Genomic DNA, 14891 nt, shown 5'->3' on the forward strand with positions numbered 1-14891 from the left:
GATGATGATATTGCTCTCTTTGATCGCGGTGGGGATTCTAGGTCTGTCCAGCACGACTCTCCGTTCTGCCAATGTGGGACAAGATGAGCAAATCGCGCGGGCAAACGCTCGTCTGGCTCTGCAACTTGCGGTCGGACAACTGCAGAAATACGTTGGCGATGACCGCCGGGTTACGATGGCGGCTGATCAGCTGACCAACAGCCAGGACGGTGACCAAACTTCGGCAAAAGAGGGTTATCGTTATTGGACGGGAGTCTATGAGGCTTGGCCTGATGACGTCGAGGAACGCCCCAATCCTGATCATCTCGCGTGGTTGGTGACTTCTCTTGATGAGAAGAATTCGAGCGAAAACCTTCCGGTCAACGGGGCTTCTGGAAGTCGGACCGTCAAGCTGGTGAGTGAAGGGACTGTAGGCGACGATGAGACCGCTCACGTTGTCGCTCCTTTGTTGACGCTGGGGGAGAATGACGGAGGAATTGCCTGGTGGACAGGTGACCAAGGTCTCAAGGCCGCAGTAGCGCTTCCCGCGAGCGAGCCAGCCCAAGGTTTGGCTGAAGTCAGGCGGGAGCATCAATCCGCGTCGTCGCTGCCTCTTGAGTTTGTGAAGTTCGGCTCGGAGGAGCCATTCAGTGACTTCGATCCGGAGGATCCCAAGGTCGAAGCTCTCACCGACTGGGAACAGCTCGCCTTTTTCTCCAACTCGGACACTGCCCACGAAGGACTTTTCCACGATCTCACCGCACGATCGACCGGACTTCTCGTCAACGTTCGCGAAGGCGGTTTCCGCAAGGACCTTTCCATGGCATTGGAGACTGATGCGCGGAGGATGCCAACCGATGCTCTCTATTCAATCGGTCGGGAAGATGGGATTAATTTGGAAGAGTTGGGCACCTACTACAATCTTTACAAGGAGCTCAATCAGAATCGCGCTCGATACACGACTGGGGGAAGCATGCCTTCTTCCGCTCTGGCCCTCTCGATGGAGCGTAGTCCGGCCGCTTGCAAGAACGACGAGTTTCATCACTACAAGCAGCCGACCATCATTAGTTATCAGGCGGTCTTCTCGCTTGAGGCCAAGCGGGTGGTCGAAGGGCGCCGGGTCTTCAACCGTCTGCATCTCGTCATCGACCCAATCCTGACCTTTTGGAATCCTCATGACGTGCCGCTGATGGTTCCTAGTCGGGGCAATTATCTAACAGTTAAATACTTCGGATTGCCCTATGATCTCAACATAACGGCGGGGGGACGGCAGTATCGCTGTCCAATTATCGCCTCCTTGACATCTGGCGACTCCAATTATCTTTCCCTGACTGTAGGGATAGACGACCCCCTTGTTTTCAAGCCCGGAGAGGTCATCAAGTTCTCGCAGAGTGGCGACCGGAACGTGAAGCTCGAAGGTCTCGGCAGCAACAGGCATCGCTTGGCAGGCTTGGCTGGATTCAATTTCGGTGGTGGGGTCACTTTGCCCCTCAAGACCTCGACGGGAGCTTTCGTCGACGTGCCGGCTGATAGTTCGATTACCTACACCGCCCGTCCCAATAATTTGACCGCTGGGGCCAAGAACGGGGCCGGCAACGTGCTTGCTGGATACTCCTCACACTCTCGTCACTTTTCGATGACTCATCACTCGGTCTACGTCGGAGACGACCGGGGTTCCAATAGCTTGGGAATAGGGGGCATCTTCATCGACTACGACTTTGGGAACAAGCGTCTGCAGCGTCGCGAGGTGCGGGACACCGGCACTCCTGGAACCAAACCCGCTCGCGAGCGACTTTATGCCAACCGCTTTCCGGATGTGTTCGATACCTTGGAGGAGGAAGATACCCGCGTGCTTTCGACCTCCCAGCTGATGGTGGAGAAGGCTCCCATCATGATGTATTCCTATAATGCCAAAACGGAAAGCGCTGGCGATCGGGGAACCCGGAGCTTCCTGCGTTTCAATCCCAAGGCCCATCATGTGGACTTCTATGATCTGTCGGAAAAGGAGCGTGATATGCTCCCCTATGAAATCAAAGTTGAGGCCCTGAACAGCTGGGTCAACCGCAACTTGGAAACCAGCTCTAGCGGCAATGCTTACTTTGGCGGGGGATTCGATGCTTCCACCGGAACCAGCTTTGTCATCACACACTCCGTTCCCCGCGAACCGCTGGCATCGATTGCGGCCTTGCAGCACTCGACCGCCAATGGATTTCTGCATCAGAAACCGGTGTATGGGTATGCCACCCTCAACGCTCGTGAGCCTTTGGCGCCGCAGATCAGCCATGCGATTGGGAACTCCTATGCACCTTCGGTGCTGAGTGAGGGTGAAACCTCGACTACGACCTCTGGCGGGCGAGCCCTTGCCGACCACTCCTACTTGGCCAACGAGGCACTCTGGGATGACTGGTTCTTCTCCACCATCGCGCCTGAAGTCGAGAGCACTTTCTCCGAGCGGCGGGCGCAACGGCAGGTCGCTGAGGAGCTCTTCAATGGCGAGGGCGAGTTGCTCAATCCACGCTATCAGGCCAATCTGGGCGAATTGGAGCCGCAGGAGGTGCTGGCGAGCCTCTTTAGTGGAAACACTCCGACTGGCGACGCTTCCGAGTTGGTTGCCGCGTTCCTGAAAGTCGAGGGACTTTTCAACGTCAATTCGACTTCCGTTACCGCATGGCAGACCCTCCTCTCCGCCCTCAACGAAAAGCGCCTGGCGACTCTTGATGAACTCGGGTCGGTTAGCGAGACCCAGTCTTCCGACGGCGTTCCGGTCGTGGGTCTATTCGTTCCGTCTGATCAGGTTGCGGAAGGGGAAGGCCAGGAATCATTGACCGATCCGGCCCAGTGGACAGGGCGCCGGGCCTTGACCGAAGGGCAGATTGAAGTGCTGGCAGAGGCAATCGTGCGGGAAGTTCGCAAGCGGGGACCATTCTTGTCCCTGGCTGACTTTGTCAATCGACGCCCCAATGGCGGGGAAGATCTAGCGCGGGCAGGAACCATTCAGGCTGCCATTGATTCTGACGAGGTCGGGCTCAATGCAGCCTTCGAGGGGGCGGGTCGTTCGGTCGATACCTCGGTGGCTTCCCGCTTTGCCTTTCCGGAAGCCGAAGAAGGAGCGATTTCCGCAGGTATCCCCGGAGTCATCAAGCAGGCGGATGTTTTGACCCCTATCGCTCCGCTGCTCTCGGTTCGTTCCGATACCTTCATCATCCGAGCTTATGGCGAGTCCCGTGGGCCAAATGGTAAGGTGCGCGCGCGGGCCTGGTGTGAAGCCCAGGTTCAGCGGGAAGCCGACTACCTGAGTGACGAAGATGATCGCGAGATTCGTCCGGACCAATTGACCAATCCCCTCAACAAAGAGTTCGGCCGCCGCTTCCGGATTGGTTCTTTCCGCTGGCTGTCTCCCTCAGAAGTTTAGTAGGCTCCGTTACTATGCGCACATTCATCCTATTCATTCTATTCGGTTGCACCTTCCTTTCTGCTCAAGAGAAGGCGCGGGGACTTCAAGTTCGGTTCGTTGCCCAGCACCTCCCCAAGGGGCTGCCGGAAGTCGTAGCCGCTTCGGAAGAGGAAACCTCCGAGGCCTTCAAGATTCCCAAGAACAATCTGTCCGAGCGATTCAAGGTCCCAGCCCGAGAGTTTGTCTTGCAAACTGCCAGTCCGGTGAAGCCTCTTTCGAAGGTGACTCTTCCGGAATCTGGCACAGACTTTATTGTCCTGCTGGTGCCAGGTGAGGATACCGTTTTTCGCGCTATCGTCCTGAATAGTAAGAACACCGCTTTTCGTCCGGGGAACTTCTATCTGCTCAATACCTCCAAAGAAACCATCGTCGGAAAGATCGGAACAACCCAGTGTATGCTAAAGCCGGGAGAAGGAGAAGTGGTGCGCCCTGCGGGAGCGCGGGATGAGCGCTTCTATGATGTTCTTCTGGGAATTCGTGATGGGGAAAACAGCGCCCGGCCTATCAGCTCGTCTCGTTGGCCTCTCTCGAAGAGAACACGGACCTACGTCTTTTTCTTCAATGATGTCTCCGGAAAGAGCGTTGATTTCCGCGCCGTGGACGAGTTTGTCCCAGAAGAGCAGTAGTGGTGACAACACCCCTTGGCTATTCTGACTTGTTGCGGGAAAGGTGACTGACGCCTGCGCCCACGGCCTTGCCCGTGACTTCTACAGCCGCTCCGGCAGCGCTCCCGGCGACCTTGATTGGGGTTGTGACGAGCGCGCAGGAATTGATTGTTAGAATGGAGGCGAAGGGGAGAAGATTTTTCATGGGGGACAAGACTCTATCAAGAAGGAGTTCGGATCACAAGGTGAGGCTGTCCGTTACCAGAGCTGGGAGGGGAGTTCCACCACGCGATTGTTGAGCGGGGTGAAGAGTCGATCCTTTTCATGTTGATAGCGATAGAATTGGCCGCCGGTGAAGCTGCCGAAGGCGGGCAGGACGAGTTGATTGGCGCGGAGCCAGAAGACTGGGGTGCGGAATCCCGTTCCGGTTCCGTCTTTGATTTTAACCGCAGGGTGAAGGTGGCCGCCTAGGTGGAAACCAGAGGTATTGTCCAGTTCCTCATCGGGATTGTGCAGAATGTGAAACCCGTCGACTGTGAGTTCGTTGAGCAGGGGCCAATTTTTTCCCAGGGGATTTTTCCCGCATTTGGCATCGTGATTCCCTTCTACTAGACTGATAGTAGTTTCGCTTTTTTCCAGCCAGGGAAGAAGTAGGTCGAGCACTTCGGCAGTGCACCCTACCCGCGCATGGAGCAGGTCGCCGGCGATGACCAGTTGGGAGACCGAGTGCTCACGAAGAAGGAGATCGATCCGGGCAAGGTCGGCCGCAGTGTCACCCTCGGGCACGGGGAGTCCGCGGGCGCGAAAGGCTGCTGACTTTCCAAAATGAGTGTCGGCTAGAACGAGGGTGCGGGACTTGGTCAGAAGGACTGACATGTCTGGGAGGAGTTCAATGGAGCCCGGGGGGAGATCGAGTGTCACGGAGAGAGTTTGGAGGTGATTTGGTGGAGATCCAATTTTTTCCGAATTGAGGAAAGGAGAGAGCAAGTCGAAAGGGTTTTGCTGCCGCATCGAATTTGTTACTGTTGCGGGAGTGACTTTGGAGGAAATAGGATGGAGCGACTTTTTCGAGGAGCAGTTTGCACCGTATCGGAAGAAAGGCTGGGTGCCTGCCCGCCTGGTCGAGGAGACGAAAATCAACTTTCGCGCCTGGTTGGAAGGAGGCGAGGAGCTGGAGGTCGTGACGGGGGGGAAGGTTTGGCACGAGGCGGCCTGTGACGCGGATTTGCCCGCAGTGGGTGATTGGGTGGCGGTGGAGGTGCAGGGTGAGGACGACGAGCACATCATTCGGGCGCGTTTGAAGCGACGGACAACCTTTTCCCGAAAGATGCCTGGTAATTCTTCAGAAGAACAAGTCATTGCAGCCAATGTCGATGTGGTGGTCGTGGTCACCGACGCGGTCGCGGATTTCAACATTCGGCGCTTGGAGCGCTATCTGACCTTGATCGGGAAGAGTGGAGCCCGGGGAGTATTGCTGGTGAATAAGGCGGATCTGGTCAGCAAAGAGGAGATGGCGGCTTTGGTCGCGGAGGTCAACGCGCTCGATCCCAAGGCTGAGGTGCGGGGAGCCAGCGCGATGGAGGGAACGGGGCTGGAGGTGCTCAAGGATTACCTCGCGGAGGGACTGACGATGGCGCTGGTCGGTTCCAGCGGAGTGGGGAAATCGACTTTGGTCAACCAGCTCCTGGAGCGCGATGACTTGCTGACCGGGGAGGTCAATGAGGTGACAGGCAAAGGCCGGCATACCACCAGTTGGCGGGAGCTGGTTCTCTTACCCGAGGGAGGGATGCTGATCGACAACCCGGGGATTCGCGAGGTGCAGATGTGGACGGATGAAGCCACCTTGCGGGAGAGCTTTGCTGACATTGAAGACCTGACCCTGGAGTGTCGCTTCTCCGACTGTCGTCACGAAAAGGATGCGGGGTGCGCCATTGTTGCGGCAGTTGAAAGCGGAGAGCTGGATCCGGCGCGCTATGAGAGCTTTCTCAATCTCGAAATCGAAATCGCGGAATTGCGGCGACGCCAAAAGAAGCGTCAAATGGCCACTGAACGCTGGGCAAAGCGTGATCGTAAGATCAAGGCCCGCAACTGGGAGGACCGGGTCGAGCTTGATAAGGAAGAACGCGGAGATTGGTAGAGGGCCGTGGTTTCGCCCTTCGCCGGAGCTCGTTAGAATCGAATTTCAGCAGGCCAGACCGCTTGGAAGCGGCAGGCCCGCGGAGAAAGTCTTACCCACTATGGGACGATGAAGTATTTGCCACGCTTCACATCTGGCAGCCCCGTGGAGGGATTGACGTATTGTTTTCCGGTAGCGGGATCGATGGGGATGGTCGAGGGATCGCAGAGCTTGTCGCCCTTCTTGGCTCCCGTGGTATCGAGCACATTGAAGGGAGGATAAGGTGAGATGACGGTGTTGGCCTTCACCCCCGGCATTGCGAGCGGGTATTCACCGGCACTCGTCCGGGAAGGACTGGTAGTGCTGGGAGTTGGCGTCGTGGTAGGTGCAGGTGGCTGGTAGCTGGGCCGCTGTGCCGGAGGGGTGTAAGAATTGTTATTGTAGCCCTGACTCGCGCGACGTTGTTGCTCTTCGCGGTAGGCGGAAACTCCCGCACCCGCTGCCGCTCCGAGGGCGGCGCCAGTAACGACATCTCCTCCGTCATCGCCCGCAATCGCGCCTAAACCCGCGCCACCCAAGGCGCCAATCGCTGCCCCCTGTTGCTGGTATGGAGTGCAGGAAACCATCGAAAAGAGAAGAAGGCTTCCCATCGAGAGGGAAAGGGTAGGAAAGAGATTCGGAATTTTCATATCTGCGGTGTTTTGACGACGCTTAATGCTAGATTATTCGCATAAAAACGAGTCGACGCAAGCGCGAGATCTCAACTCGATACAAATTAGGAGGCAGTCGACAGGGATGATTTCTGGCCAGTCTTTTTGGCATCCTTGTCTCCTTCCACTTTGAGTGGCTTTTGTTCGGGTTTTGCGGCCTTGGCCTTCGGCGGCGCTTCGCCAGACAGGTGTTGTTCACCAATCAGACCGGTGGCCAAGCAAAGGAGATTGTAGTTGTGGTGAATGACTGCCGGGAAGGTTACCCGACCGGGCTCGGCGACATTTTCACGCAGAAGTTTGGAGGAAAGGTCCGCCAGCAAATCGGTGCCGACCTTTGCCACTTGCTGCACGCCCATAACCTCGGTTCCTGCGTCGGCCCCGAGCCGAATGGCGTCCGAGGTGATCTTTTGCCCTTGAAAAGCCATGGACGATTGCGCCGAGACGATGTTGCCCTTGCTGTCCAAGGTGACCTGCAAGGAAGCGTGGTCATCGGAGGCAAAGAGACCGCGCAGGTGGTCGATACGCATGGAGATGAAGAGCCCTCCGTCCAACATGGGGGTCACTTCCGGCTTCCAGCTGCGGTACTTGGAGCCCGAGCGCTCGTAGTCGGCTGCCCGGTTTCCTTTGGCCTCCCAGCCGCCAAGCTGTTCGCCAAGGCGATCCAAATTGAGGATGGGTCCCGCCCAAGCCGAGCTGAGCGAAACGAGAAGGGTGAGTAGAAAAGTGATCGTTTTCATTTGAGAGAGGGGGTCCGTCTTGCCGAACTGCTTACCACAGACGCGCGCGGATGCGAATTTGTTCACAGGGATCTGAAAAGAAAACGAAGGAAATGCTGTTTTTCATTCATAAAAAGCGCTCGCGACTGTGGGGGCTGGGTTTCAGACTATCACCTGAATCAATGTCGGGATTGGGAACTTCGATTATTCGGTTGGCTGAGGGTGTGCTACTTTTTCATCGTGAATGAAACTTGCTTCCTGTCCCTGAAGAGTGGCCGCCGGCTTTGCTATGGCGACTATGGAGATCCAGAAGGTCGGCCTCTGATGTATTTCCACGGTTGGCCTTCGTCGCGCTTGCAGGGATTCCAGCTGCACGCTCTTTGTTTGGAAAAAGGAGTCCGGCTCATCGCCCCCGACCGACCCGGCGTGGGTCAATCGGATCTGCAACCCGGGCGCACTCTGGTCGACTGGCCGCCGGTGGTGGAGGAGTTGGCGGACCATCTCGGTTGGGACCAGTTTCCCGTCATGGGGGTCTCGGGCGGCGGGCCCTATGCGGTGGCAATGGCTGCGGCTTTGCCGGAAAGGGTGACCCAGGGCGCGGTGGTTTGTGGGGCGCCTCCGCTGGCCCAATTTCCCAATCGCTCGGAGATGATGTGGCCCTATCGCGCGCTTCTGCGCATTCGTCCCCACGCTCCCTTTTTGATTCCGGGTATACTCAAGATGTCGAATTGGATTTCGCAATATCGACCTGACGAACCGCCCATGTCGTGGGTGATGAAGTGGACCGCGGATGCCGATCGCGAGGCGCTCAATGGCAATGATAACTTCGAAAGCGTGACCCGCAGCTTTCGCGAAGGCATCGCGCCGGGCACTGCGGGCGTGCAGATCGATGGCGATGTTTACACGTCGGATTGGGGAATCGATTTTTCCAAAATCACCGTCCCCATCGAGTTCTGGCACGGGGAAGAAGATAAGAATATTCCCTTCTCCATGGTGAAAGAATACGCCTCCTGGATCCCGAATGCCACCACCCGCTTCTTTCCCGGCGAAGGGCACTATTCCATCATCATGCGGGCCCCGAGTGGCGTGTTGGAAAGTCTTTATCCCCAAACGAAAAACGCTAGCGAATCCGTGGCACCGTGATGGGGTATTGAATGGATTCGCCAGGCGATGCTCAAGAGCAGGCTATTCCACGCGATAGAATTGAACGGGATCGTCGGTGAATCCATCGACATGGATATAGGGATACGGGGTGCCGTCACCCAATACGGTATCGAGCAAAGTCCAGTTGATGAGGTTCGGCGAGCGGTAGATTCGATAGGTGCCGAAGGGATCGGTATCGAAGCTGAAGTGTACGTTCCCCGTTTGCGGATCGATTGTGAGGTCGCTGGGAAGCGGGGAGGGGAATACCGGGGCCAGCGAGGCAATGATGGTGCCGCCGGTCTGACCAGCGGTGAAGGCGTTGGCGATTTCGTCATCTGTGAGAGCCCGGGTGAAGACCGCCAGGTCATCGATCTGGCCATTGAACTCCCGCCCTCCGCAGCAGTTGTCGTCCCCGATGAGGAATCCAAGGGTCGGCTGGGTGAAATCGGTTCGCGCCGAGGTGGTGGTGCCGACCAGGTTGCCATTGAGATATGCTTTGCCCGTAGTGGAGGAGCCCGTGCTGCTCCAAGTCTGGGCTACGTGATACCAGCCTCCCGTGGCTTCGATGGGATCGGTGTTCGGAGTATCCACCCCGAGACTGGTCCCGGCACTATTGGCGTAGCGAACATCGGCGTGCGAGTTCTCAATGTTGATGCCCCAGTTGCCCGGGTTGTCGCGACCGACAAAGATGCCCTTGAAGCCGCCATCGGTGTCGGGATTGACCCAGAGACTGATGGTGAACTCGGTGGCGCTGGAGGGGATGGCACTGCCGGCCACCAGCGAGGAGGACCCGTCGAGGTCGAGGCTGCTGGAGCCAATCATCTGGCCCGTGGTGGTCCAGCCGATTGTTCCTTGATTTTGCTCGCCATCCGCAGCGCTGCCGGCCGAGCCGAAGTTCTTGGCGGTGGTGCCGGTGGCCTCGTCGAAGGGATAGTAGGCTACGAGGTTTGGGATACTCGGCTTGCTCGCCGGGTCGAGGGGGCTGACGCGATAGGCCAGTTCGGTGGCGTCGCTAAAGCCGTCGGAGTCCGAGTCGGCGAGGGTGGGATCAGTGAGGTAGAAGAGGACTTCATCGGCATCGCTCAAGGTATCTCCATCGGTGTCGGGATTGTTGGGATCGGTTCCCGCATTGTGCTCCTCGAGGTCGGTGAGCAGATCGTCGTCGGCGTCTTCACTTGGCAAGCCGGAGGTGGTGGTGATATCGCCAAAGTGCTGGAGCTCCCAGAGGTCGAGCAAATCGTCATCGTCGACGTCGCCGACCCGGATGATGACGATGCGAGTGATGTTGGATGAGAATCCCAGGTTCTCGATATCGACATTCAGCTCCCCGTCTTCCACGCGGACGTTGTTGATGGTGTAGTTGGTAAAGGTGGCGGGCGTGTGATTGCCAGTTGTGAGAGAGGGGGCGCTTTCAGCAGTGAGACGGATGGAGTTGCTGTTCTCGGTGGCGTCTCCAATGGTGAAAAGGAGGTTATAGATTCCGCGCGCCAGTTTATGATGAAAAGTACCCGGCGAGCGCATGCGAATGTGATCGCGGTTCATCTCATTGACTCCCGAGATGTTTCCCCGATCGCGGGATTCCACTGGGTTGGGCCCCGCGCTGGTAAAACCGAAATCTCCCGACGAGACATCAGAGATACGTTCGTAGGGGTCGGCGCTATTGGTGAAGAGGGGGGAGTCGAAGGTTCCGATATCGTAGAAATACTTGGTCCGGCTGAGGTCGACGGTGGCGGGGGGAATGTTGGAGACATAGACCGCGCCCCAGTCAGTGCGGCCGGTGGTGTCGCAGACGGTGTAGTGAAAGAAGTCGTTGCCACTGAAGTTGGCGGGAGGCGTGTAGGTGATCTCGTTGCGCCCGCCGGGCCCGGTTCCTGCCGACAAGCTGATCGAGGCCCCCTTCTGGCTAACGGTATCGAGGAGCCGGACATCGAGGATGTCGTTGTTCCCGTCGTAGTCGTTGGCCACGACGTCGATGTTGATGGGGCTTCCGGAGGCCGTTGCTTCATCGCGGTGGCCAAAGGGAGGAATGGGCCCGGGGTTGGTGACGAGAGTGCCGTGGTTCCGTTTGCCCTGGCGCACGTTGTAGACTTGATTCGCTTCACCGGTTGATAGGCGGCCGATGTTGTGGTCGCCGCCGCCGTGCATCACACAGACGAAGACGTCGCTGCCGCCCGCGGAATTGGAGCCGCTATTGCTGCGGGGCTTGGATTCGTAGTAGGTGCCTTTGTTCGAATCATAGTGCCCGAGGCTCCAGGAATGTCCGAATTCGTGGGCCAAGGTGCCGTCCGCCCAGCTGGTTGCCCCATTGCCGCCGCAGGTCGCGTAACGACTGCTCGTGCCCACGCTGTTGACGTAGGCGAGTCCGGAGGGATTTGAGCGAACGTGATAGACCGCCAGATCGTGGGTGCTTCCGACTTCGGCCGCGTTGCTGTTCCAGTAGTTTCGGAAGGCGCTCAAGCTGCTGCTGGCATTGGCGGCTCCCCCGGTGGCGGTGACGGAGTCGCGCAAGGGGTCGGTCGCGGCGTCGGTGCGAATCATGACGGTGCCGAGGCGGTGCTTGATGCCTGCGCTGCGCAAATAGCGGGCGTCCAAATTGCCGATGACGGATTGGGCGGAGGCTTGCGCGGTGGCGAGATTGCTATTGTAGGTGTCGGACAGGAACGCCCTCGACCCGATTTCGACCCCGATCTCGTATTCGTAAATTTCCATCACGCGGGAGGGCGGGAGGGTGGCGGTCGAGGAGGGGAGAGCGGAGCTCCCGAGGGACATCACGAACACGGAGTTCATGATGGGGCCGAGGGACTGCGCTTCTTCCGGACCATCCTGCACTGGCGAGCTTCCGGTGGTGGAAAGAGTGGCCGCCTGGGGCGCGCTGGCGGTGCGGTCGCTGCCGGATTCCAGTTGAATAGAGTGAAGCGAGCGAGCGGGTGCATTTTCGACCGGCTTCACCGTGATTGGCTCTTCGCTAGGGCGAATGATGTTCGCGATGAGCCCCTCTTCAAAGAGAACCGCGTTGACCGCAAAGTCGGAATGCTCGGCCACGGTGCCGAGATAGGAGCGCTCCGGGCCGGGGTCGATTTCGGTGATTTGTCCGCCTGCGCCAGCGATCAGGAATCGCGTGTTTTCGCCAAAGATCTCATTCTTTTCCAGACGCAGGGTCAGCATCTCGCCTTCGAAGGGAACCTGCAGAGTAAAGGATTCGGGCAGTCCGTCGGGGAGAGCCAGGAGATGCTCCTCAGCCGCGGGGGCGTGGTTGGTGACGCTTTTTGCCGCAGAAGGGTGGAAGCAGCAGTCGCAACCCTCGGAGATTTGAGGCTGGGAGGGCTCCGCATAGAGGCAGCTGATCGTAAGAGCTGCGCTGGCAGCCCGGGCTATGTTCGTGTTCATGCTTGGAATAAAGACGGATGCCAGCGTGCTGGAATCCGAGGTTTGGCCAGAACATTGCCCGATGGGTTTTTTGGGCACAGAAGGCAGGGAGCAAGGACGAACGACTGCCGACTGTTGTTCGAACGGATGCTCCGAACTTCTGATTGTAAGGCGCTAGGAGATAACGACCGGTGGAGGAGTCCCTTGCCCAACAAATCTGCTTTGAATGGGAAGAATCTCGTTTTGCCAGCAGCCTGCAGCGCTCGCCATGAACCAAAAAAAGAGCAGGCGACGGGCGTCACCTGCTCTTTTGAAGAGGGAAAAAAGGTTTCCGGCCTAGCCTTTGCCAGGCATCACCTGGGCTTCGAGCTGAGCGTCGATGACCTCGGCGCGCAGGTTGGTGCCGCGCTTCTTCGACCACCAGGCGACCACTGGGGCAGCTACGAAGATGGAGGAGTAAGTTCCGACAATCACCCCAATCATCATCGCCAGGGCGAAGTCGCGCATTGCGGAGCCACCGAAGATGAAGAGGACCAAGACCGCCACGAAGGTCGTTGCGGAAGTGAGGATGGTCCGGGAGAGTGTGGCGTTGATGGCCTCGTTCATGATGACCGAGATGTCGCCGCTCCGCAGTTGGAGTTGCTCCCGAATCCGGTCGAACACCACGATGGTATCGTTGATGGAGTAACCGGCGATGGTCAGAATGGCACCGACGTGAATGAGCGAGAACTCTCGACCCAGTAGCATCAGGATGCCCACGCAGATGATGACGTCGTGCGCTAGGGCCACAAAGGCACCGAGGGCGAAGGAGAACTCGAATCGCAAGGTGATGTAAATCAGGATGCCGACCAAGCCGATGCCGAGGGCGATGAGGGAGTTCTTCAGGAAGTCTGCCCCCAAGGAAGAGGAGACGTTCTCGGTGGAATACTCAATCTCGGCGAGCTGGGGGAAAGTCTCCCGCAACTGGGCCACGACTGCAGGGACATCCTTCTCGGAGGAACGAACGGCCAGCGAGAAGCCGGAAGCGGATTTTTCCTCTTGCACCTGGGGAATCTTGTCGAGCGTGAGCTTCTCCACCGAAGCTTGCACCTCGGGAACCGGAATCTCCTTGTCGCCCAATTCGAAGCGGGTCAGGGCGCCACCGAGGAAGTCGATACCAAGTGCGTTCTCGCGCTTGATGCCTCCCATGACGAGGGAAAGGATGATGAGGCCGCCGGAGATGAAGAAGGCGATTTTCCCTTTCGAAAGGAAATCGATGGTGCGGTCGGGAACGAGATTGAGGAAGCTAAGCTTCTTCACCGCGCCGGCATCTTGGAACCACCAGAAGAGAACCCGGGTCACCAAGAGAGCGGCGAACATGGAAGCCAGAATACCTATGGTCAAAGTAATGGCGAAACCCTTGACCGTGCCGGAGGCGCGCCAGAAGAGAATGAGCGCGGTAATCAGGGTGGTGATGTTGGCGTCGAAAATCGCGGAAAAGGCCTTTTCGTAAGCAGACTTAATCGCTCCGCTCACCGACTTGCCAGCGGCCAGCTCCTCGCGGAGGCGCTCGAAGATCAGCACGTTGGCATCAACCGCAACCCCGATGGTCAGAATGATACCAGCGATACCAGGCAGGGTGAAGGTGAAGCCGAACATGGCCATCGCTCCGAAGAGAATCGCGATGTTCACCACCAGTCCGAGCAGCGCGACGATACCAGCGAAGCGGTAGTAGATGGTCACGAAAACCAATGTGAGCAGGAGACCGGCGATTCCGGCGTAGATTCCTTGCTTGATGGTTGCGGCTCCAAGACGGGCGGAGACCTGACGCTGTTCCTCAATCATGAGGGGGTTTTCGAGCGGGTTCATCAACTGCTGCGAGAGGCGCTCGACCTCGGCGGTTCCGCCAGAAATGCCCGTGATGATGAATTGTGCTCCGAGGTTTTTGCTTTGGAAGCCCGGGGCACTGAGGACCTTACCGTCGAGGACGTGGGCCATGCGGTCGCGTCCGGGAACGATGTTGGCGGTGTATTTGCGCATCGCTTCGCCACCTGATTTGGTCAGAACGATGTTCATGACCCCGGGGCGGGAGAAGTCAGGGAAAGCAGACTTAATCTGGGAGCCTTTGACCTCCACGCGGCGCTTGACGAGAATGGGGCTGGTGACGGGAGTGGTCGCTGGCTTGCCAGCTTTGTTGAGAACCGGATTGCCTTCATCATCAAGGATGGGTTCAGTGACCGGCTTGCCGTCTTCGTCACGAACTGGCTCTTGGAGAAGCTCGTAACCGGGAGGGCGGGTGGCTGCACCGGATTCGACTTGGAATGCCAAGGTCGCGTTGTCGGGGTGAACCGCGCGGAAATTCAGCACGGCCTGCTTTTGAAGAATTTCAGCGATTTCCTTGGCCTCTTCTTCCGTGGTGCCGGGCATCTCGATCGTGATGCGGTCGTCGCCTTGGGCCTGAATGGTCATGTCCTTGACGCCATCGGGGTCGAGGCGCTTGGAGATGACCTGAATCGCGGTTTGCTGGTCTTGGGGAGTGACTTGGACGGGTTGTCCGGTCTGCTCGTCCTTCTTGGGGTCAACCCGGACGGTGAAGGCGGAGCCGCCCTTCAGGTCGATACCGGACTTGAGGCCCTCGGTCTTCATTGCGAGGCCGCACAAACCGACCAGAACGATCGTCACCAACGTGCCGATTTTCTTTTTGTTTCTGTCCTTTTCAGCCGCAAAGTAGGCAAAAAGGAGGCCTAGAATCAGGAGGCCGACGAAGAAGATAATGTAGGGGTTCATGGAGTGTTGCTAATGAAAATTGGATGGAGGACGGGC

10 protein-coding genes are annotated in these 14891 nt (G+C 57.9%); 4 read left to right on the top strand and 6 right to left on the bottom strand.

Annotated elements, in window-relative coordinates; translation table 11 throughout:
• Position 1 precedes the first annotated feature (1 nt).
• Both IE099_RS15835 and IE099_RS15840 read left to right on the top strand, forming a co-directional pair.
• Positions 2 to 3391 carry a hypothetical protein gene (locus IE099_RS15835; protein WP_189571931.1) on the top strand — a complete coding sequence of 1130 codons (3390 nt, stop codon included), beginning with the start codon at positions 2 to 4 and terminating at the stop codon, positions 3389 to 3391.
• A 14-nt stretch (positions 3392 to 3405) separates the two neighbouring features.
• Positions 3406 to 4059 (top strand): hypothetical protein, encoded by a 654-nt coding sequence (locus tag IE099_RS15840; RefSeq protein WP_189571934.1) that lies wholly within the window; start codon positions 3406 to 3408, stop codon positions 4057 to 4059.
• Between the two features lie 19 nt (positions 4060 to 4078).
• On the opposite strand, the gene IE099_RS15845 is transcribed toward IE099_RS15840, so the two are convergent.
• On the bottom strand, positions 4079 to 4243 hold the full coding sequence (locus tag IE099_RS15845) for a hypothetical protein (protein WP_189571937.1): 165 nt from the start codon (positions 4241 to 4243) through the stop codon (positions 4079 to 4081).
• A 53-nt stretch (positions 4244 to 4296) separates the two neighbouring features.
• Positions 4297 to 4959: a ligase-associated DNA damage response endonuclease PdeM gene (gene pdeM / locus IE099_RS15850; RefSeq protein ID WP_189571940.1), complete on the bottom strand. Its 663-nt coding sequence runs from the start codon at positions 4957 to 4959 to the stop codon at positions 4297 to 4299.
• A 112-nt stretch (positions 4960 to 5071) separates the two neighbouring features.
• Here pdeM and rsgA point away from each other — a divergent pair, with 112 nt between their 5' ends.
• Complete coding sequence (rsgA, locus tag IE099_RS15855; protein WP_189571943.1) at positions 5072 to 6175, top strand: ribosome small subunit-dependent GTPase A; 1104 nt, start codon at positions 5072 to 5074, stop codon at positions 6173 to 6175.
• Between the two features lie 98 nt (positions 6176 to 6273).
• On the opposite strand, the gene IE099_RS15860 is transcribed toward rsgA, so the two are convergent.
• Together IE099_RS15860 and IE099_RS15865 are read right to left on the bottom strand one after the other, a co-directional pair.
• Positions 6274 to 6843 carry a hypothetical protein gene (locus IE099_RS15860; RefSeq protein ID WP_189571946.1) on the bottom strand — a complete coding sequence of 190 codons (570 nt, stop codon included), beginning with the start codon at positions 6841 to 6843 and terminating at the stop codon, positions 6274 to 6276.
• 86 nt (positions 6844 to 6929) lie between these two features.
• Entirely contained in the window at positions 6930 to 7601 is a 672-nt protein-coding gene (locus IE099_RS15865) for a hypothetical protein (RefSeq protein ID WP_189571949.1), read from the bottom strand.
• Positions 7602 to 7820: 219 nt separating this feature from the next.
• Between IE099_RS15865 and IE099_RS15870 the strand changes: the two genes are divergently transcribed.
• Positions 7821 to 8723: an alpha/beta fold hydrolase gene (locus IE099_RS15870; RefSeq protein ID WP_189571952.1), complete on the top strand. Its 903-nt coding sequence runs from the start codon at positions 7821 to 7823 to the stop codon at positions 8721 to 8723.
• A 42-nt stretch (positions 8724 to 8765) separates the two neighbouring features.
• On the opposite strand, the gene IE099_RS15875 is transcribed toward IE099_RS15870, so the two are convergent.
• Entirely contained in the window at positions 8766 to 12110 is a 3345-nt protein-coding gene (locus IE099_RS15875) for a LamG-like jellyroll fold domain-containing protein (protein WP_189571955.1), read from the bottom strand.
• Positions 12111 to 12425: 315 nt separating this feature from the next.
• The gene (secD, locus tag IE099_RS15880; RefSeq protein ID WP_189571958.1) at positions 12426 to 14855 is read right to left on the bottom strand and encodes a protein translocase subunit SecD; all 2430 of its coding nucleotides are present in this window, start codon (positions 14853 to 14855) and stop codon (positions 12426 to 12428) included.
• Positions 14856 to 14891 lie beyond the last annotated feature (36 nt).

It is taken from the genome of Roseibacillus persicicus, assembly GCF_014651675.1.
GTDB lineage: Bacteria > Verrucomicrobiota > Verrucomicrobiia > Verrucomicrobiales > Akkermansiaceae > Roseibacillus > Roseibacillus persicicus.

Coding starts and splice junctions, on each gene's coding strand:
- IE099_RS15835 (WP_189571931.1), top strand. CDS start 2: ATGATGATATTGCTCTCTTTGATCGCGGTGGGGATTCTAGGTCTGTCC.
- IE099_RS15840 (WP_189571934.1), top strand. CDS start 3,406: ATGCGCACATTCATCCTATTCATTCTATTCGGTTGCACCTTCCTTTCT.
- IE099_RS15845 (WP_189571937.1), bottom strand. CDS start 4,243: ATGAAAAATCTTCTCCCCTTCGCCTCCATTCTAACAATCAATTCCTGC.
- IE099_RS15860 (WP_189571946.1), bottom strand. CDS start 6,843: ATGAAAATTCCGAATCTCTTTCCTACCCTTTCCCTCTCGATGGGAAGC.
- IE099_RS15865 (WP_189571949.1), bottom strand. CDS start 7,601: ATGAAAACGATCACTTTTCTACTCACCCTTCTCGTTTCGCTCAGCTCG.
- IE099_RS15875 (WP_189571955.1), bottom strand. CDS start 12,110: ATGAACACGAACATAGCCCGGGCTGCCAGCGCAGCTCTTACGATCAGC.
- secD (WP_189571958.1), bottom strand. CDS start 14,855: ATGAACCCCTACATTATCTTCTTCGTCGGCCTCCTGATTCTAGGCCTC.